This is a genomic window from Variovorax sp. AC103, from assembly GCF_979254005.1.
The window spans coordinates 168,802-186,466 of sequence record NZ_CEEDFC010000014.1; the positions used below are offsets into that span (position 1 = coordinate 168,802).

Below are 17,665 nucleotides of genomic sequence, written 5' to 3' on the forward strand. Positions count from 1 at the left end.
AGAAGGAGCAACGCGGCCCTGCACCTGCAGCGCATCCTCCATAGCGCGGTCGTGGCAAGCGTCGCGTTCCCGCCGACCGCGCCGTAGCGAAGACGGGATCACTCAGCGCCGCGGCTAAGCCTACTTGAAGACCCTGCGAGAGTCCGGTTTGCCGCCTCGGAAGCGCGCCAGGTCCTTAGCATGGATGTCCTGATCTGTAGAAATTCTTCGACGGAGTGAACCACGACATCCTCATGGATCGGCTGACCAAGCGAATCGCTGACAGGTCGGTGCTGCGGTCAATTCTCATGTCGCGTAAGCTGCGCGGCGTGTGTGTCAGTCGCAATGTGGCCGAGCGGATCGCGGCCAATGTTTGACGCTGGTTGTGCAGCTGAGCATTGGCGCTGAACCGCATGCTCGCCGTTGCGTACGTCGACCTCTTTGGCGTGCCCGGCCCGGATGCTGACTTCTCAACTTCTCGAACCGCCCGGTGCGGACCCGAATGCTGGGGTGGTGTGGGAGGGGACAGGTCTTCGTCGACCGACCCCTATCCCGATCGGACTAGGCGCACTCAGGTCGAAACGCTCACACCCACCGTGGCCCCCGCCGCCATGATCTCCCCCCACGTCGCGTCGTCCACCCAGATCCCGTCCTTGCGCCGCGCCGCACGCGCCTTGCGCTCCGGCTCGCCCGCAAGCTGCACTTCCTCGAAGCCCTGTCCCGGCGGGCTCTGGCGCAGCCAATCGACGAACTCGCGCGCCTCCTGTTCGAACGACGCTTGGGTGCCCAGCCGCTCGGGGTCGATCAGCACGGTCAGCATGCCGTTGAGCACCGTGCGCGACGTGTCCGCCGGCCGGTGCCAGGTGCCCCCGCCCGACAGCGCACCGCCCAGCAGCTCGCACGCCACCGCCATGCCGTAGCCCTTGTGCTCGCCGAAGGTCATGAGCGCGCCGAAGAGCCCGTTGCCCTGCGGCACCACCACCACGCCCGGGTCGTTGGTGGGCGCGCCGTTCTCGTCGATCAGGTAGCCGTCGGGCACCTGCTCGCCCTTGTTGTGGGCCACGCGCATCTTTCCCTGCGCCACGCGGCTGGTCGCGTAGTCGAGCACGAAGGGGTCGGCGCCCGCCAGCGGAATGCCGATGCAGCACGGGTTGGTGCCGAAGCGCCCGTCGCCGCCGCCCCAGGGCGCCACCACGGGGCGAGACAGCACGTTGACGAAGTGCAGGGCCACCAGCCCCTGCGCCGTCGCCATCTCGGCGAAGTGGCCGATGCGCCCCAGGTGGTGCGCGTGCGAGAGCGTGAAGATGCAGCTGCCGTGCTGCCTGGCGCGCGCAATGCCCAGCTCCATGGCCTGCACGCCGACGATCTGTCCGTAGCCGTGCTGGCCGTCCAGGCCCATCAGCGTGCCGATGTCGAGGTTCACGCGCACGGCGGCGTTGGGTTTCAGCCCGCCTTCGGCTACCGCATCGACATAGCGCGGCAGCATGCCCACGCCGTGCGAGTCGTGGCCGCTCAGGTTGGCCAGCACCAGGTTGGCCGCCACCTGCTGGGCTTCGGCGGGCGAACTGCCGGCGGCTTCGAGGATGCGGGTGACGGTGGCTTGCAGGCTGTCGGCCGGCAGTGTTCTGGACATGGATCAGACTCCCTTTGCGTTCAAGGTGATGGCATAGAGCGACGAGGTCGCGCAGATGAAAAGGCGGTTGAGCTTCGGCCCGCCGAAGCACACATTGGCCACGCGCTCCGGCACGAGGATCTTGCCCAGCAAGGTGCCGTCGGGGTGGTAGGCGTGCACGCCGTCCGCCGCGCTGGTCCAGATGCGGCCTTCGGTGTCGAGCCGGAAGCCGTCGAACAGGCCGTTCGTGCATTCCGCAAACACCTCGCCGCCGCTCAGGGAGCGCCCGTCGGCGCCCACCTTGAACCTGCGGATGTGCCGCGGCCCGTCCGCCGCATGGCTGGCGCCCGTGTCGGCGATGTACAGCAACGACTCGTCGGGCGAGAACGCCAGCCCGTTGGGCTTGACGAAGTCGTCGGTCATGCGCGCCACCTCGCCGCTCGCGGGGTCGATGCGGTAGACATGGCAGGCGCCGATCTCGCTGTCGGCGCGCAGGCCTTCGTAGTCCGACAGGATGCCGTAGCTCGGGTCGGTGAACCACACGCCGCCGTCCGAATGCACCACCACGTCGTTCGGCGAGTTCAGCCGCTTGCCCTGCCAGTGCGAGGCCAGCACGGTGATGGTGCCGTCGTGCTCGGTGCGCGTCACCCGGCGCGTGAGGTGCTCGCAGCTCACGAGCCGGCCCTGGCGGTCCACCGTGTGGCCGTTGGTGTTGTTGGCCGGCGCGCGGAACACGCCCACCGTGCCGTTGACCTCGTCGTAGCGCAGCATGCGGTTGTTCGGAATGTCCGACCACACCAGCGTGCGGTGCGCGCCGAACCACGCGGGGCCTTCGCACCAGCGCGCGCCGGTCCACAGGCGCTCCAGGCGCTCGGGCCCGGGAATGCAGCCCTTGAAGCGCGGGTCGAGCTGTTCGAAACCGGTACCGTCCAGAAAGCCGAAGGGGAGGTCTTGGCGGTTGGCCATGGGTGTTGTCTTCCTTGGGTGAGATGTGGGTGCGGCCTCAGCGCCTGGGGCGGGAGCTTGCCAGCACGATGACCGCGATGATGATCACGCCGGTCAGCAGCGTGCGCAGCCCCGGCCCGGCGCCGACGGCGTTGAGCAGCGCCACCAGCAGGAACATGAACATGGCCGCGCCCCAGATGCCCGGCACGCTCGGCCGCCCGCCCGCCACCGCCGTGCCGCCGATGACGACCACCGCGATGGTCATCAGCAGGTACTCGGCGCCCTGGTCGAGCGAGTTGCCGCCCGAGAAGCCCGCGATCAGCGCGCCCGTGAAGCCCGCGAGCGCGGCGCAGATCACATAGGCCAGCAGCCGCGTGCGCTCCACCCGCAGGCCCGCGAGCTGCGCGGCGCGGCGGTTCTGGCCCACCGCGGCAATCGAGCGGCCCAGCACCGTGCGCTCCAGCATCACCGCGATCAGCACGGTGACCACCACGGCCACCAGCGCCACCAGCGGCACGCCGAGGATGCGCTGGGCCATCAGGTCGGAGAACAGCGCCGGCGGCTTCACCTTGAGCCCGCGTCCGAAGTTGATGGCCACCGACATCACGATCAGCGAGGCCGCCAGCGTGGCGATGATCGGCGGAATGCGCAGCAGCCGGATCAGCCCGAAGTTGAACAGGCCCACGCCCGCCCCGACGGCCGTGGCCGCCAGCAGCCCCGGCACCAGCATCGCGTTGTTGCCGTCCATGACGATCATCGCGGCCGCGCCCGACAGCGCGATGGTCGAGGGAATCGACAGGTCCGCATTGCCCGGCCCCACGCTGATCACCAGCATCTGGCCAAGCGACACCAGCACCGTGAAGGCCGAGAACGCGAGTGCCGCGGCCAGCAGGTCGCCCGAGCCCTGGCCGTGGGCACTCCACACCGTGGCGGCCCAGGCCAGCACGGCCGCCACGCAGGAGCCCAGCCAGGGGCGGTTGCCCGCGAGTCTTTTGAAGCGCTGCCAGCGCGGCGCCGTCACCGGTGGGGCCAGGGTCTCGTTCACCGCGCTCATCGCTTGCCTCCCGCGAGGTCGATGGCCGCGCGCAGGCCCAGCACGGCCACCAGGATCAGGCCCTGCATGCCTACCTGCCAGTCCGGCGCGATGTTCAGGAAGGTCAGGAACGAGGCCGCCAGCGTCACCGTGAGCGCACCGATCACCGCGCCCACCGGCGCCACCTTGCCGCCCGCGAACTCCGCGCCACCGAGGATGGCCGCCGCAATGGCCACCAGCGTGTAGCGCGAGGCGATGTTGGCGTCGGCCGAGGTGGCCTGGCCTACGAGCATGAGCCCGGCGCACACGCCGAACACGCCGGCAATCGCATACACGCCGGCGCGCACGCGCACCATGTTCCAGCCCGCGCGCGCAATCGCGCCCGGGTTGCCGCCCAGCCCGCGCACCAGCGTGCCGAAGGCGCTGCGGGTGATGAGCAGATGGCCCACGATGGCCGTGACGAGGGCCATCCAGATCGGCATCGGCACGAGCGGCGTGCGCCAGCTCATGGCGCCGCGCAGCCACTCGGGCGCCGTGCCGCCCGGCGTGGGCAGCAGCAGCACCGCGCAGCCCAGCCACACGAACGACAGCCCCAGCGTGACCACGATCGACGGCAACTGCCGCGCCTCGATCACCGCGCCCGCCAGCGCGTACACGCCCACGGCGGCCGCCAGCGCCAGCACCGCGAGCCACGGCTGCGTGGGCATCAGCGTGGCGCCGATGCAGGCCACCAGCGACACGAACGGCCCGATCGACAGATCGAGGTCGCTCACCGCCAGCACCATCATCTGCGCCAGCGTGGCGAACATCACCGGAATGGCAAGGTTCAGCAGCAGGTTGATGCCGAAGTAGGACATGGCGCGCGGCTGCTTCAGGAACACCGCCGCCAGCAGCAGCGCGAGCGCCACGGCGGGCAGCAGCGCATGCAGCATCGCCGTGCGTTGAGCGTGGCTTGCCGCACGGCGTGTCATGGCACCGGTGCTCATGCCACGGCCTCCTCGAATGAAAGTGCCACCACGCGCTCCTCGCTGATGTCGTCGCCGGCCAGCTCGCCGACCACGCGCCCGTTGCTGAACACATAGACGCGGTCGCAGTGGTGCAGTTCGTCGAACTCGGTCGTGTACCAGACGAAGGTGCGGCCCCGGTGCGCCTCGTCGCGGATCAGCGCGTACACGTCGCGCTTGGTGCCCACGTCCACGCCGCGCATCGGGTCGTCCATCAGGATGACGGGCGCGGTCGAGCCCAGCGCGCGCGCAAACAGCACCTTCTGCTGGTTGCCGCCCGAGAGCGAGCCGATGGGCAGGTCCATGTCCGGCGTGACCAGGCCCAGCCGCTGGCGCCACTGCTGCGCCTGCTCCTGCTCGCGCTTCAGGTCGATCAGCGGGCTGCGCGCGCGCAGTTGCGCGAGCCAGCCCACCGTCATGTTGCGCGCGATGGACCAGAGCGTGAACACGCCGTCGGTCTGCCGGTCGCCGGCCACGAAGGCGGTGCCGCCTTCGACGCGCATCGCGTCGTTGTCGTTGTACGTGTGCTGCGAGGCTTGCTGCAACGCCAGCAGCATCGCGGTCTGGCCATGCCCGGCCAACCCTGCGAGGCCGATGATTTCTCCGCGCGCTGCCCGCAGCGCCATGCCGCGCTGCGGCGAGGCCTGCACCTGCACCACGGCCTGCACGTCGCCGGCTTCGCGCCGGCGCGCCGTCGATGCGTCGGAAGACGGCGCATCCCTGGCCACGGCCTGGCCCATTGCCGTCACCAGCCGCTCGCGGTCGGTCTCGGCGGTCGGCGTGGCCTGCACCACCTGCCCGTCGCGCATCACCACCAGCCGGTCGGTCACCGCGAAGATCTCGCGCAGCTTGTGCGTGATGAGCACGCAGGTCTTGCCCTCGGCCACGAAGCTGCGGATGTAGGCCAGCAGCTGCGCGGCGGCCTGTCCGTCGAGCGAGGAGGTCGGCTCGTCGAGGATCATCAGTTCCAGCGGCTGCGCGCCGGGTGTGAATGCGCGCGCCACCTCCACGATCTGCCGCTTGCCGATGGGCAGTTCGCCCACCACGTCGTCGGCCCGCAGGCCGTGCCCCGGAAAGATGCGGTCCAGCGAGGCCATCAACTGCGCACCCGCGCGCTTGCGCCACGCCCATTCGGCCGACTGCGGTTGCGCGATGCGCATGTTTTCCGCCAGCGTGAGGTTGTCGCACAGCGACAGCTCCTGGAACACGCAGCGCAGGCCCCAGCGCCTTGCTTCGCGCAGGCTCCATGCGGCGCTGTCCGCGGGCCTGCCTGCGAAGTGCAGCGCCCCCCGATCGGGTGAGAGCGCACCGCACAGCACGTTGACGAGTGTCGACTTGCCCGCGCCGTTGTGTCCCACGAGGCCGACGCATTCACCGCGCCGCAATTGCAGATCGACCCCGCGCAGTGCCTGCACGGCCCCGAAGGACCGCGCCGCGCCGCGCACCTCGACCAGCACCTCACCCGGTGGCTGTTGCGATGGGTTTGGCATCGCTGCTTACTTGGCTTTGGCGATGAAGTCGATCACTTCCTTCTGCGAGTACTCGACGTTCACCACGCTGCCGACCTCGGTGTTCTTCACGGCGTCGTCGAGCGTCTCCTGCGTCACCACGCTGATCGGCAACTTCATGTCCTTGGGCACCTTCGCGCCCGACAGGATCTGCTGCGCCACCCAGAACGCGAAGGTCGACGCGCCCGGCGCGATGCTGGCCGACATGGTCTGGTACTTGTTGGCGTCGCGCTGTTCCTTCCACCACGCCAGTTCGTCCTGCCGGTTGCCCATGAAGATCACCGGTGTCGGGCGTCCTGCCGCCTTGAAGGCCTGCGCCACGCCGTAGCCGTCGCCGCCCTGCGTGGCCACCGCCGTCACGGGCGGCAGCGTCGAGAGAATGGCCGACACCTCCTTCTGCGCCACCGTCTGCGTCCAGTTGCCGTGCACCGAACCGACGATCTTGTATTCGGGCCGCTTGGCCACGGCCGTGGTGATGCCCTGGTGGATCTCGTCGTCCACGAACACGCCCGCGATGCCGCGCACTTCGAGCAGGTTGCCCTTGATGCCGCGGCTGGCGAAGTAGTCGATCTGCATCGCGCCGAGCTGCTTGAAGTCCACCGCGATGCGGTAGGCGCAGGGCTCGTTCACGATGCCGTCGAACGACACCACCACGATGCCCGCGTCGCAGGCCTGCTTCACCGCGCCGTTCAGCGCCGTGGGCGAGGCCGCGTTGATCACGATGGCGTCGAAGCCCTGCAGGATCATGTTCTGGATCTGCGCGGCCTGCTCGGTGGCCTGGTTCTCCGACGTGGTGAAGCTGGGCGCCTGCGCCACCACGCCCTTGGCGACCGCGTCCTTGGTCACCTTGTCCCAGCTCTTGAGCATGGCCTGTCGCCACGAGTTGCCCGCGAAGTTGTTCGACAGCGCGATCTTCTTGGCCTTGGTGTCGGCCGCGTGCGCGGGGAGGTGCAGTGCGGTGGCGCCCAGAACGAGGGCGGCAGCCAGTGCGGTAGACGAGAGAGGGATCTTCTTCATGGCGTTGTCCTTGGTTTTCCGAACCCGCTGTCCCGGATCCGGTTGTCTCCTGCGGATGCCCCTGGTGCGATGCCGCGCCGGTCAGTGCGGCGGCATCGGGGCGCTGTGTGCTGTGTTCTGCGTGGTGGGTGTCGGCTACATCACCGCGCCGACCTGCCACGGAACGAACTCGTTCTGCCCGTAGCCGTGCTGCTCGCTCTTCGAATGCGCGCCGGACGCGGTCGCGAGCACCATCTCGAAGATGCGCTGGCCCATCTCCTGGATCGAGGCCGTGCCGTCCACGATCTCGCCGCAGTTGATGTCCATGTCCTCTTCCTGCCGCTGCCACAGCGCCGAGTTGGTCGCCAGCTTGAGCGAAGGCGAGGGCGCGCAGCCGTAGGCCGAGCCGCGCCCCGTGGTGAAGCAGATGAGGTTGGCGCCGCCGGCCACCTGGCCCGTGGCGCTCACCGGGTCGTAGCCCGGCGTGTCCATGTAGACGAAGCCGTGCGCGGTCACGGGCTCCGCGTATTCGTACACCGCCTCCAGGTTGCTGGTGCCGCCCTTGGCGACCGCGCCCAGCGATTTCTCCAGGATGGTGGTCAGGCCGCCGGCCTTGTTGCCCGGCGAGGGGTTGTTGTTCATCTCGCCCTGGTTGATCTCGGTGTAGTGCTCCCACCACTTGATGCGGTCCACCAGCTTCTGGCCGACCTCGCGCTTCACCGCGCGGCGCGTGAGCAGATGCTCGGCGCCGTACACCTCGGGCGTTTCGCTGAGGATGGCCGTGCCGCCGTGCGCCACCAGCAGGTCGACCGCCGCGCCCAGCGCCGGGTTGGCGCTGATGCCCGAGTAGCCGTCGGAGCCGCCGCACTGCAGCCCGATGGTGATGTGCGCCGCGCTGCACGGCTCGCGCTTGACCGCATTGGCGCGCGGCAGCATCTCGTTGATGAGCGCCACGCCCTTCTCGACCGTCTTGCGCGTGCCGCCCGTGTCCTGGATGTTGAAGGTGCGGAAGTTCTCGCCCTCGGCCAGGTGGCCGGTCGCCAGCCAGGCGTTGATCTGGTTGGCTTCGCAGCCCAGCCCCACCACCAGCACGCCCGCGAAGTTCGGGTGCGTGGCATAGCCCGTGAGCGTGCGCGCCAGGATCTGCAGCCCCAAGCCCTCGGTGTCCATGCCGCAGCCGGTGCCGTGGGTCAGCGCGACGATGCCGTCGACGTTGGGAAACGCCGCGAGCGCCTGCGGGTTGGTCTTGCGCGAGAAGTGGTCGGCAATGGCGCGCGCGGCCGTGGCCGAGCAGTTCACGCTGGTCAGCACGCCGATGTAGTTGCGCGTGGCCACGCGGCCGTCGGCGCGCTTGATGCCCATGAAGGTGGCCTCGCGCTTCGCGGGCGCGGGCTTCACGTCGGCGCCGAAAGCGTAGTCGCGCTCGAAGTCGCCCTTGTCGGGCCCCATGTCCAGGTTCTGCGTGTGCACATGTTCGCCCGCGGCGATGGGCCTGCTCGCGAACCCGATGATCTGGTTGTAGCGGCGCACCGGCTCGCCGGGGGCGATGGCGCGCATGGCGACCTTGTGGCCCGGCGGAATCAGGCCGCGCACGGCCACGCCTTCGATGGCGGTGCCGCCGAGCAGCTGGGCGCGCGCGATGACGACGTCGTCGGCGGGGTGGAGTCGGATGTAGGGGGTCATGGGGGTGGCTGGCTTGTGATGGCTGGCGGTAGAAAGGGTCTGAAGGGGGTCAGGAAGCCTTGGCGCGGCGCCAGCTCGCGCTGAATCTCTGGTGGAACTTGTCCATGTGCTGGTGCATGGCGTCGCGTGCCGCAGCGGGGTCGCGCGCCGCGATCGCGTCGAGGATGGCTTCGTGCTCGCCGATGGCGGCCTGCCACGAGGTCATGGTCTCGAAGTAGTCGATCATGCGGGCGAAGATCGGCCCGTGCCGCGACTCCCAGAAGCCCTGCACCGTCTCGGTCAGCACCACGTTGTCGCAGGCGTTGACGATGGCCAGGTGGAAGGCGCGGTCGCCTTCGTGCGGCACCTCGTTGCGCGCGGCCATGTCGCGCATCGTCCGGATGGCGCGGCGCATGGCGTCCACGTCCTTGCGCTTGCCGTGCTGCGCGGCGGTGGCGGCGGTCTCGCCTTCGACCAGGCGGCGCGCGCGAATGATCTCCAGCGGACCCCATTCGGCGCCGGCGCCATTTGCGCCATTCGTGCCGTTCACGACCGGGGCCGTGCGGTGCGAACGGTCGAGCACGTACACGCCCGAGCCGGTGCGTATCTCGACCCAGCCCTCCACCTCCAGCGCAATGAGCGCCTCGCGCACCGAAGGCCGGCTCACGCCCAGCTGCTTGGCCAGCTCGCGCTCGGCGGGAATGCGCGCGCCCACGGCGAACTCGCCCTTGCCGATGAGCACGCGCAGCTGCTCGGCAATCTGGCGGTACAGGCGCTGGGGTTCGAGGGTCTGGATCGGCACGGGAGCGAATGAAGCGAAAGGAGAACGAAGAGGGCAGGGGGACCGGCTTAAGGGTTGTCCTGAATTGGACAAGTGGTAAGGCCAATTCAGAATACGATACCGCGCCCGCGCCACCATCGGGCCTAACCCGAAGAACGAGGAGACACCGATGAGACTGAAGGGAAAGACCGCACTGGTCACCGCCGCGGGCCAGGGCATCGGCCATGCCAGCGTGCTCGCCATGGCCGCCGAGGGCGCGCAGGTGTGGGCCACCGACGTCAACGAGACGCTGCTGGCGCGCTACGCCGGCATGCCCAACGTCACTGCGCTCAAGCTCGACGTGCTCGACAAGGCCGCCATCGGCGCGCTGGTGGCCAAGCTGCCCGCGCTCGACATCCTCTTCAACTGCGCGGGCGTGGTGCACAACGGCACCATCGAGCAGGCCACCGACGACGACCTGCTGTTCGCCTTCAGCCTCAACGTGCGCGCGCAGATGTGGACCATCCAGGCCGTGCTGCCCGGCATGCTGGCGGCGGGGCGCGGCAGCATCATCAACATGGCGAGCGTGTGCTCCAGCATGAAGGGGCTGCCCAACCGCTTCGTCTACGGCACCACCAAGGCGGCCGTGCTGGGCCTCACCAAGAGCGTCGCGGCCGACTACGTGGCCAGGGGCATTCGCTGCAATGCGGTGTGTCCGGGCACGGTCGACACGCCCTCGCTGGGCGAGCGCATCAACGCCAATGCCGACCCGGACGCGGCACGCCGGGCCTTCATCGCGCGCCAGCCCATGGGCCGGCTCGCGCAGGCCGAGGAAATCGCGCCGGTGGTGGTGTTCCTCGCCAGCGACGAATCGGTCTTCGCCACCGGGCAGGCCTTCACCGTCGACGGCGGCATCACGATATGAACCAGCTCGACTTCGCGGGCCGTCACGCGGTGGTCACCGGCGGCGCCACGGGGCTCGGTTTCGGCATTGCGCAGCGGCTCATCGCTTCGGGCGGCAGCGTCACGCTGTGGGACCGCGACGAGGCGGCCGCGAACCAGGCCGCACTGTCGCTGGGCGACAAGGCCTTCGCGCTGAAGGTCGACGTGTCGCAGCAGCCCTCGGTCGCCAAGGCCGTGGCCGCCACGCTGGCACATGCGCCACGCATCGACGCGCTGGTCAACAGCGCGGGCATCACCGGGCCCAACACCAGGCTGTGGGACTACCCGGTGGACGACTGGCGCCAGGTGATGGAGGTGAACATCAACGGCGTGTTCCTGTGCTGCCGCGAGGTGGTCGCGCAGATGCGCAAGCAAAACTATGGCCGCATCGTCAACATCGCCTCGGTGGCCGGAAAAGACGGCAACCCCAATGCCAGCGCCTACAGCGCGAGCAAGGCGGCCGTCATCGGCCTCACCAAGTCGCTGGGCAAGGAACTCGCCGACACGGACATCCGCGTGAACTGCGTGACGCCCGCGGCGGTGAAGACGGCCATCTTCGAGCAGATGTCGCCCGAGCACATCGCCTTCATGCTGTCGAAGATTCCCATGGGCCGTTTCGGCACGGTGGAGGAGGTGGCCGCGATGGTCGGCTGGCTCTGCACCGAAGATTGTTCTTTTTCCACCGGCGCGGTGTTCGACCTCTCCGGTGGGCGCTCCACGTATTAATTCAAACCAATGCACTGAAAGGAAAGCATGAAACTCGTCCGCTACGGCAACCCCGGCAAGGAAAAGCCCGGCCTCATCGACCAGGACGGCAAGCTGCGCGACCTGAGCGCCATCGTCAAGGACATCGGCCCCGAGCAGCTCGGCGACGCCGCCATCGCCAAGCTGCGCAAGACCAAGATCGACAAGCTGCCCCTGGTGCGCGGCAAGCCGCGCCTGGGCAGCCCCGTGGCCAACGTCGGCAAGTTCATCGCCATCGGCCTGAACTACGCGGACCACGCCGCCGAGTCAGGCCTGCCGGTGCCCAAGGAGCCCGTGGTCTTCATGAAGGCCAACAGCTGCATCCAGGGCCCGAACGACCCCGTGATGCTGCCCAAGGGCTCGGTCAAGTCCGACTGGGAAGTCGAGCTCGGCGTGGTCATCGGCACGCGCGCACGCTACGTGTCGCAAAAGAGCGCGCTCGACTACGTGGCCGGCTACTGCACCATCAACGACATCAGCGAGCGCGAGTACCAGATCGAGCGCGGCGGCACCTGGGACAAGGGCAAGGGCTGCGACACCTTCGGCCCGCTGGGCCCCTGGCTGGTGACGCGCGACGAGATCGAAAACCCGCAAAAGCTCGCGATGTGGCTCGACCTGAACGGCCAGCGCGTGCAGACGGGCAGCACCAGGACCATGATCTTCAGCGTGGCCAAGATCGTGAGCTACGTGAGCCAGTTCATGACGCTGATGCCCGGCGACGTCATCACCACCGGCACGCCGCCCGGCGTGGGCATGGGCATGAAGCCGCCGCTGTTCCTGAAGAAGGGCGACGTGATGACGCTGGGCATCGAGGGCCTGGGCGAGCAGCGCCAGGAAGTGGTGCCGTTCAAGCTCTGACGAGGCACTGAGCTTCCCGGTCTTTCAAGGGCGCCTGCGGGCGCCCTTTCTCTTGGCGTTTCAAATGTCCCATTGACAGAACATTGAAACTGCAAAAACATCAAAGGCATGTCGCAAATGCCTTTGCCGAAATACCACCAGATCTACCTGGTGCTGCGCGAGCAGTTGCACGAGGGGCGTTTTGCCGAAGGGCTGCCTGGTGAACTCGCGCTCATGGCGCAGTTCGGCGTGGCGCGCGTCACGGTGCGCCGCGCGCTCGAGCAGCTGGCCTCCGAAGGCCTGATCGAGCGCAACCCTGGCCGCCGCACGCGCGCGCTGCCACCCCCGGCGCTCGGCGACGGTCCCAGCGGCAAGAGCATGGAGCGTGCCAATCTGCGAGGCCTGCTCGAGAACCTGGTCACCATGGGCCTGCACACCTCCGTCAAGGTGATCGACGTGGCGACGATCACCGCGTCCACGCAGGTGGCCGAGGCGCTGCAGCTGAAGCTCGGCGACCCGGTGCAGAAGGCCGTGCGCGTGCGTTCCACCAAGGAAGGCCCGCTTTCGCACATCACCACCTACGTGCCCGACACCATCGCGCGCCGCTTCGGGCGGCGCGAGCTGTCGAAGAAGCCCATCCTGGTGCTGCTCGAGGAATCGGGCGTCAAGGTGGGCCGCGCGCACCAGACCATCTCGGCCCGCCTGGCCGACAACGTGCTCGCACAGCACCTGGACGTGTCGGTCGGTTCGGCCCTGCTCGCGGTGCGCCGCCTCATCTACGACGAAGACGAGCGGCCCGTGCAGTGGCTGCACGGCCTCTACCGCCCCGACCGCTACACCTACGAAATGCAGCTCTCCCGCGTGGGCAGCATCGACGCCAAGGTGTGGGTCAGCAAAGACGTGTCAGCCCAGTTCAACTGAAGAAAAAGGAAAGCCTCACCATGCAGAACCGCCGTCGTTTCGTGTCGCAGTCGGCCGCCCTGGCCACCGCCGTCGCCTTCCCGCTCGTGGCCGGTGCGCAGCCCAAGACCGTCAAGGTCGGCGTGCTGCATCCGGTCACCGGTGCACTGGCCTATTCGGGCCAGCAGTGCCGCCTGGGTGCGCTCATGGCCATCGAGGACATCAACGCGGCGGGCGGCATCAAGTCGCTCGGCGGCGCGAAGCTCGAGGCCCTGCTGGGCGACGCGCAGTCGCAGCCGCAGGCCGGCGCCGCCGAGGTCGAGAAGATGAACGAGGCCGGCGTGTCCGCCATCGTGGGCGCCTTCGCCTCGGCCATCTGCCTGGCCACCACGCAGGCCGCGGCCAAGTACAACCTGCCGCACGTGGTCGACGTGGGCGTGGCCGACCAGATCGTGGAGCGCGGCCTGAAGAACACCTTCCGCTTCGGCCCCGGCTACAAGAAGTCGACCGAGGTGGCCATGGCCAACCTGCTGGTGCTCAACAAGGCCGCGGGCAGCCCCGCCAAGACCGTGATGATCATCCACGAGGAGTCGCTCTTCGGCGCCGGCACCGCGCAGCTGCTGTCGCGCGAACTGCCTGGCTACGGCTTCGAGGTGAAGGAGGTGGTGAAGCATGCCAACCCCACGCGCGACTTCAACAACATCGTGCTGCGCATGAAGTCGGTCAACCCCGACATCGTGATTCCGGCCAACTACTACAACGAATATGCGCTGCTGGTGCGCACCATGCAGCAGCAGAAGGTGGTGCCCAAGGCCATCTTCTCGGTGCTGGGCGGCGCCGCGTCGAGCTACAAGTTCGTGAAGGAATTTCCGGACGCGGCCAACGGCATCATCGACTGCAACCACTGGTTCAACCCGAAGGACAAGCGCTCGCAGGAGCTGCGCAAGCGCGTGGAAGCCAAGGGCCAGTTCTTCAGCTACGAGGTCTTCATGACCTACACCTCGATGTGGCTGCTGGCCGATGCCATCGAGCGCGCCAAGTCCACGGACCGCGCCGCCATCATCGACGCGCTGGAGAAGAGCACCTTCTCGAATCACATCATGCCGTACGGCCCGACGAAGTTCGTCAACGGCCAGAACGAGGGCGCGCAGCCGCTGATGACGCAGGTGGTGAAGAACGACATCAAGGTGATCATTCCGCGCGACTACCGCGAAGTGGATCCCGTCTTCCCGCTCAAGGCCTGAGCGAGTGGTGGACGCAATGGCGGTGAGCCCCCCGATCCCTGGCCGCGACCGATCGGCCACGCAGCCCGGCATGCGGTGCGGGCCGGCGCAGTGGGGTCGCATGGCCCGCACTGCATGCCGGGCTGCCCGAACAAAGAGACAAGAAGCCAAGCACCCAGCCAGCCAATGCTAGACATCAACATCCTCTTCCCCTCGGTCCTCAACGGACTGACCACAGGCGCCGTGTACGCCCTGATTGCCGTGGGCCTCACGCTGATCTACGGCGTGCTGCACATCATCAACTTTGCCCACGGCGCCAGCCTGATGCTGGCCCTGTACGTCGTCTACTTCCTCAAGGAGCGTCTGGGCATCGACCCCTACATGGCGCTGCCCATCGCCATCCTGGGCATGTTCGCGCTCGGCTATGCGCTGCAACGCGTCGTCATCAACCGCGCGGGCCACGGCAAGGACGAGAACATCCTGCTCGCCACGCTCGGCATTTCCATCGTCATGGAGAACCTCGCGCTGCTGTTCTTCAAGTCGGACACCCGCAGCATCGACACCGCCTATTCGCTGAGCACCGTCGCCATCGGCCCCGCCATGATCGCGGTGCCCAAGCTCATCGCCTTCGCCGGTGCGCTCGCGGTGTCGGGCATCCTGTTCTGGATCATGGGCCGCACCGACCTCGGCCGCGCCATCCGCGCCGTGGCCAAGGAGAAGGAGGGCGCCAAGCTCATGGGTATCGACGTCGACCATGTGTATGCCATGAGTTTCGGCATCGGCCTGGCGTGCCTCGGCGCGGCGGCGTGCTTCCTGCTGCCCGCGTACTACGTCAACCCCCAGGTGGGCGGCGGCTTCGTGCTCGTGGCCTTCACCATCGTCGTGCTCGGCGGCATGGGCAGCTTCGTGGGCGCGCTCATCGGCGGCCTGCTCGTGGGCGTGGTCGAGTCGCTCGGCGGCCTCTACCTGGGCGAGTCGCTCGGCCAGATCGGCATCTTCGCCATCTTCATCGGCGTCGTGCTGTTCCGCCCGCAGGGCATGTTCGGAGCCAAGGCATGAACGCGGGAACGAAACAACTCGCGGGCATCGCGCTCTTCGCCGTGGTCGTCGGCTGCGTGCCGCTGGTCACCCAGTCGGGCGTCATGCTCAACTTCGTGATGATGGCGCTCTACGCCACCCTCATCGCGCAGGCCTGGAACATCCTCGGCGGCTTCGGCGGGCAGTTCTCGTTCGGGCATGCGCTGTTCTTCGGCACCGGTGCCTACATCCAGGCCATCGCGCAACTGCAGGGCGGCTTCAACCCGTGGCTCGCACTGCCGATGGCCGTGGCCGGCGCCGCGCTGGTGGGCCTGTTCGTCGGCGCGCTCACCTTCCGCTACGGCCTGAAGGGCTCGTATTTCGCGCTCGTCACGCTGGCCTTCGCCGAAGTGTTCCGCATCGTCGCGACCTCGGTGCCCTTCACCGGCGGCGGCGTCGGGCTCATGGTGCCGCTGCGCGAATCGATCGGCAACATGCAGTTCGCCTCGCGCGCGGGCTACCTGTGGCTGGTGCTGTCGATGGTCGTCGTCGCGCTGCTGGTCACCTGGTGGCTGCGCAACGGCCGATTCGGCGCCTACCTGCAGGCCGTGCGCGACAACGAAGACGCCGCGCGCGCCGTGGGCGTGAACCCGTTCTGCGTCAAGCTCGCGGCCATCGGCATCTCGGCGGCCTTCATGGGCGCGGCCGGCGGGTTCTACGTGCAGGTGTTCCAGTACATCGATGCGGGCATCGCCTACGGCTCGGTCACCTCGGTCGAGGCGCTGGTCGCGGCCATCGTGGGCGGCATGGGCACGCTGTGGGGGCCGGTGCTCGGCGCGGCGGTGCTGCACCTGCTGTCGGACTTCACGCGCAACCTGTTCGGCGAGCTGCCGGGCATCAACATGGTCATCTACGGCACGGTGCTCGTGCTCATCGTGATCTTCCTGCCGCGCGGTGTCGCGGGCCTGGGGCTCTCGGTGCGGCAGCTGTGGAACGCCAAGGGAGGCAAGCATGACTGAGCCTCTCCTGAAACTCGACGGCATCTCGCGCTCCTTCGGCGGCCTGAAGGCCGTGCAGAACGTGAGCCTGGCCGTGCAGCAAGGCAGCCTCACGGCGCTGATCGGGCCGAACGGCGCGGGCAAGACCACGCTGTTCGCGCTGATGTCGGGCTTCCTGAAGCCCGACGCCGGCACCGTGCGGTTTGCCGGCCAGGACATCACCGGCCGCGAGCCGCACCGCAACGCCGTGCTCGGCATGACGCGCACCTTCCAGATCGTGAAGCCCTTCGCCGCGCAGACCGTGCGCGAGAACATCGCCGTGGGCGCGCACCTGCATGTGCGCAACCGCGCCGAAGCCCTGCAGAACGCCGAGGCCGTCGCGCAGCGCGTGGGCCTGGCGCCGCAGCTCGACAAGCCCGCGTCGGACCTCACCGTGGCCGGCCGCAAGCGCCTCGAACTCGCCCGCGCGCTTGCCACGCGGCCCCGCCTGCTGCTGCTCGACGAAGTGCTCGCAGGCCTCAACCCGCAGGAGATCGCCGAGATGATGCCGGTGGTGCGCGGCATTGCCGACAGCGGCGTGACCGTGCTGATGATCGAACACGTGATGCAGGCCGTGATGAACCTGGCCGAGCATGTGTGGGTGCTGGCGCAGGGCCAGCTCATTGCCGAGGGCAACCCGGCGCAGGTGACTTCCGACGATCGGGTGGTCGAGGCGTACCTGGGGCACGGCACGGCGGCGCGCCTGCGCAAGGCCGCGGCGTCAGGATCGGGAGCCCAGGCATGAGCGCGCTGCTGGACATTCAAGGCCTGCGCGGCGGCTACGGCCGCGTGGAAGTGCTGCGCGGCGTCGACCTGCAGGTCAACGCCGGCGAAATGGTCGCGCTGCTCGGCAGCAACGGCGCGGGCAAGTCGACCCTCAACAAGATGGTCTGCGGCCTCGTGCCCGCCTGGAGCGGCACCGTGCGCTTCGACGGCAAGGACCTCACCGGCGCGCACTACCGCGAGGTGGTCAAGGCCGGCCTCATCCAGGTGCCCGAAGGCCGCAAGGTGTTCCCCAACCTCAGCGTGCTGGAGAACCTGGAGCTGGGCTCCTTCACCCGTGCCCGCGAGCGACGCGCGGCCAACGTCGAGAAGATGTTCCACATCTTCCCGCGCCTGCGCGAGCGCATCGCACAGCACGCCGGCACCATGAGCGGCGGCGAGCAGCAGATGCTGGCCATCGCACGCGGGCTCATGGCCGAGCCGGTGCTGCTGATCCTCGACGAGCCTTCGCTGGGCCTCTCGCCGCTGCTGGTGGAAGAGATGTTCACGCTCATCCGCACGCTGCGCGATGGCGGCCTCGCGGTGCTGCTGGTCGAGCAGAACGTGGGCCAGTCGCTGGAAATTGCCGACCGCGCCTACGTGCTGGAAAACGGCAGCGTGCGCTTCTCGGGCAAGCCCGACGCGCTGCTGGGCAGCGACGAACTGCGGCGCGCCTACCTGGGGCTGTGAGCCCCGCGACAAAA

At 68.4% G+C, this 17,665-nt stretch carries 18 protein-coding genes; 10 read left to right on the forward strand and 8 right to left on the reverse strand.

Annotation, left to right across the window (positions count from 1 at the left end):
- The first annotated feature begins 215 nt into the window (after window positions 1–215).
- Window positions 216–356: a hypothetical protein gene (locus AC0IYU_RS20940; RefSeq protein ID WP_472120657.1), complete on the forward strand. Its 141-nt coding sequence runs from the start codon at window positions 216–218 to the stop codon at window positions 354–356.
- A gap of 194 nt (window positions 357–550) precedes the next feature.
- Here AC0IYU_RS20940 and AC0IYU_RS20945 read toward each other — a convergent pair whose 3' ends face one another.
- From AC0IYU_RS20945 to AC0IYU_RS20980, 8 genes are all read right to left on the reverse strand, one after another.
- Window positions 551–1,612, reverse strand: coding sequence for a malate/lactate/ureidoglycolate dehydrogenase (locus tag AC0IYU_RS20945; RefSeq protein ID WP_472120659.1), 1,062 nt, complete (start codon window positions 1,610–1,612; stop codon window positions 551–553).
- A gap of 3 nt (window positions 1,613–1,615) precedes the next feature.
- Window positions 1,616–2,557 (reverse strand): SMP-30/gluconolactonase/LRE family protein, encoded by a 942-nt coding sequence (locus AC0IYU_RS20950; protein WP_435486357.1) that lies wholly within the window; start codon window positions 2,555–2,557, stop codon window positions 1,616–1,618.
- Window positions 2,558–2,594: 37 nt separating this feature from the next.
- On the reverse strand, window positions 2,595–3,590 hold the full coding sequence (locus tag AC0IYU_RS20955; RefSeq protein ID WP_472120661.1) for an ABC transporter permease: 996 nt from the start codon (window positions 3,588–3,590) through the stop codon (window positions 2,595–2,597).
- Complete coding sequence (locus tag AC0IYU_RS20960; protein WP_472120735.1) at window positions 3,587–4,540, reverse strand: ABC transporter permease; 954 nt, start codon at window positions 4,538–4,540, stop codon at window positions 3,587–3,589. The genes AC0IYU_RS20955 and AC0IYU_RS20960 overlap by 4 nt, the downstream gene beginning before the upstream one ends.
- Before the next feature lie 11 nt (window positions 4,541–4,551).
- A complete protein-coding gene (locus tag AC0IYU_RS20965) occupies window positions 4,552–6,063 on the reverse strand; it encodes a sugar ABC transporter ATP-binding protein (protein WP_472120663.1) in 1,512 nt (503 codons plus the stop codon).
- A gap of 6 nt (window positions 6,064–6,069) precedes the next feature.
- Window positions 6,070–7,098, reverse strand: a complete 1,029-nt coding sequence (locus tag AC0IYU_RS20970) for a substrate-binding domain-containing protein (protein ID WP_472120664.1) — start codon at window positions 7,096–7,098, stop codon at window positions 6,070–6,072.
- A gap of 135 nt (window positions 7,099–7,233) precedes the next feature.
- The gene (locus tag AC0IYU_RS20975) at window positions 7,234–8,760 is read right to left on the reverse strand and encodes a UxaA family hydrolase (protein WP_435486353.1); all 1,527 of its coding nucleotides are present in this window, start codon (window positions 8,758–8,760) and stop codon (window positions 7,234–7,236) included.
- Between the two features lie 49 nt (window positions 8,761–8,809).
- Entirely contained in the window at window positions 8,810–9,541 is a 732-nt protein-coding gene (locus tag AC0IYU_RS20980) for a FadR/GntR family transcriptional regulator (RefSeq protein WP_472120666.1), read from the reverse strand.
- A gap of 148 nt (window positions 9,542–9,689) precedes the next feature.
- On the opposite strand from AC0IYU_RS20980, the gene AC0IYU_RS20985 reads away from it, so the two are divergent.
- The 9 genes from AC0IYU_RS20985 to AC0IYU_RS21025 all read left to right on the forward strand — a co-directional run bounded on the left by AC0IYU_RS20985 (window position 9,690) and on the right by AC0IYU_RS21025 (window position 17,651).
- Window positions 9,690–10,424, forward strand: a complete 735-nt coding sequence (locus AC0IYU_RS20985) for an SDR family oxidoreductase (protein WP_472120667.1) — start codon at window positions 9,690–9,692, stop codon at window positions 10,422–10,424.
- Window positions 10,421–11,167, forward strand: a complete 747-nt coding sequence (locus tag AC0IYU_RS20990) for an SDR family NAD(P)-dependent oxidoreductase (RefSeq protein ID WP_472120669.1) — start codon at window positions 10,421–10,423, stop codon at window positions 11,165–11,167. The genes AC0IYU_RS20985 and AC0IYU_RS20990 overlap by 4 nt, the downstream gene beginning before the upstream one ends.
- Before the next feature lie 27 nt (window positions 11,168–11,194).
- Window positions 11,195–12,043 carry a fumarylacetoacetate hydrolase family protein gene (locus AC0IYU_RS20995; RefSeq protein WP_472120671.1) on the forward strand — a complete coding sequence of 283 codons (849 nt, stop codon included), beginning with the start codon at window positions 11,195–11,197 and terminating at the stop codon, window positions 12,041–12,043.
- 117 nt (window positions 12,044–12,160) lie between these two features.
- Entirely contained in the window at window positions 12,161–12,943 is a 783-nt protein-coding gene (locus AC0IYU_RS21000) for a GntR family transcriptional regulator (protein ID WP_472120673.1), read from the forward strand.
- Window positions 12,944–12,963: 20 nt separating this feature from the next.
- A complete protein-coding gene (locus AC0IYU_RS21005; protein ID WP_472120675.1) occupies window positions 12,964–14,166 on the forward strand; it encodes an ABC transporter substrate-binding protein in 1,203 nt (400 codons plus the stop codon).
- 165 nt (window positions 14,167–14,331) lie between these two features.
- Entirely contained in the window at window positions 14,332–15,204 is an 873-nt protein-coding gene (locus tag AC0IYU_RS21010) for a branched-chain amino acid ABC transporter permease (RefSeq protein ID WP_435437930.1), read from the forward strand.
- Window positions 15,201–16,181 carry a branched-chain amino acid ABC transporter permease gene (locus AC0IYU_RS21015; protein ID WP_472120677.1) on the forward strand — a complete coding sequence of 327 codons (981 nt, stop codon included), beginning with the start codon at window positions 15,201–15,203 and terminating at the stop codon, window positions 16,179–16,181. Before AC0IYU_RS21010 ends, AC0IYU_RS21015 begins: the two co-directional genes overlap by 4 nt.
- Window positions 16,174–16,944 (forward strand): ABC transporter ATP-binding protein, encoded by a 771-nt coding sequence (locus AC0IYU_RS21020; RefSeq protein ID WP_472120678.1) that lies wholly within the window; start codon window positions 16,174–16,176, stop codon window positions 16,942–16,944. Before AC0IYU_RS21015 ends, AC0IYU_RS21020 begins: the two co-directional genes overlap by 8 nt.
- Window positions 16,941–17,651 carry an ABC transporter ATP-binding protein gene (locus AC0IYU_RS21025; protein ID WP_472120680.1) on the forward strand — a complete coding sequence of 237 codons (711 nt, stop codon included), beginning with the start codon at window positions 16,941–16,943 and terminating at the stop codon, window positions 17,649–17,651. Before AC0IYU_RS21020 ends, AC0IYU_RS21025 begins: the two co-directional genes overlap by 4 nt.
- The last annotated feature ends 14 nt before the right edge of the window (window positions 17,652–17,665 follow it).

What these genes read in the sequence shown, in the direction of transcription:
- AC0IYU_RS20945 (WP_472120659.1), bottom strand. Translation starts at nt 1,612, where the DNA reads ATGTCCAGAACACTGCCGGCCGACAGCCTGCAAGCCACCGTCACCCGC.
- AC0IYU_RS20950 (WP_435486357.1), bottom strand. Translation starts at nt 2,557, where the DNA reads ATGGCCAACCGCCAAGACCTCCCCTTCGGCTTTCTGGACGGTACCGGT.
- AC0IYU_RS20955 (WP_472120661.1), bottom strand. Translation starts at nt 3,590, where the DNA reads ATGAGCGCGGTGAACGAGACCCTGGCCCCACCGGTGACGGCGCCGCGC.
- AC0IYU_RS20960 (WP_472120735.1), bottom strand. Translation starts at nt 4,540, where the DNA reads ATGACACGCCGTGCGGCAAGCCACGCTCAACGCACGGCGATGCTGCAT.
- AC0IYU_RS20965 (WP_472120663.1), bottom strand. Translation starts at nt 6,063, where the DNA reads ATGCCAAACCCATCGCAACAGCCACCGGGTGAGGTGCTGGTCGAGGTG.
- AC0IYU_RS20970 (WP_472120664.1), bottom strand. Translation starts at nt 7,098, where the DNA reads ATGAAGAAGATCCCTCTCTCGTCTACCGCACTGGCTGCCGCCCTCGTT.
- AC0IYU_RS20975 (WP_435486353.1), bottom strand. Translation starts at nt 8,760, where the DNA reads ATGACCCCCTACATCCGACTCCACCCCGCCGACGACGTCGTCATCGCG.
- AC0IYU_RS20985 (WP_472120667.1), top strand. Translation starts at nt 9,690, where the DNA reads ATGAGACTGAAGGGAAAGACCGCACTGGTCACCGCCGCGGGCCAGGGC.
- AC0IYU_RS20990 (WP_472120669.1), top strand. Translation starts at nt 10,421, where the DNA reads ATGAACCAGCTCGACTTCGCGGGCCGTCACGCGGTGGTCACCGGCGGC.
- AC0IYU_RS20995 (WP_472120671.1), top strand. Translation starts at nt 11,195, where the DNA reads ATGAAACTCGTCCGCTACGGCAACCCCGGCAAGGAAAAGCCCGGCCTC.
- AC0IYU_RS21000 (WP_472120673.1), top strand. Translation starts at nt 12,161, where the DNA reads ATGCCTTTGCCGAAATACCACCAGATCTACCTGGTGCTGCGCGAGCAG.
- AC0IYU_RS21005 (WP_472120675.1), top strand. Translation starts at nt 12,964, where the DNA reads ATGCAGAACCGCCGTCGTTTCGTGTCGCAGTCGGCCGCCCTGGCCACC.
- AC0IYU_RS21010 (WP_435437930.1), top strand. Translation starts at nt 14,332, where the DNA reads ATGCTAGACATCAACATCCTCTTCCCCTCGGTCCTCAACGGACTGACC.
- AC0IYU_RS21015 (WP_472120677.1), top strand. Translation starts at nt 15,201, where the DNA reads ATGAACGCGGGAACGAAACAACTCGCGGGCATCGCGCTCTTCGCCGTG.
- AC0IYU_RS21020 (WP_472120678.1), top strand. Translation starts at nt 16,174, where the DNA reads ATGACTGAGCCTCTCCTGAAACTCGACGGCATCTCGCGCTCCTTCGGC.
- AC0IYU_RS21025 (WP_472120680.1), top strand. Translation starts at nt 16,941, where the DNA reads ATGAGCGCGCTGCTGGACATTCAAGGCCTGCGCGGCGGCTACGGCCGC.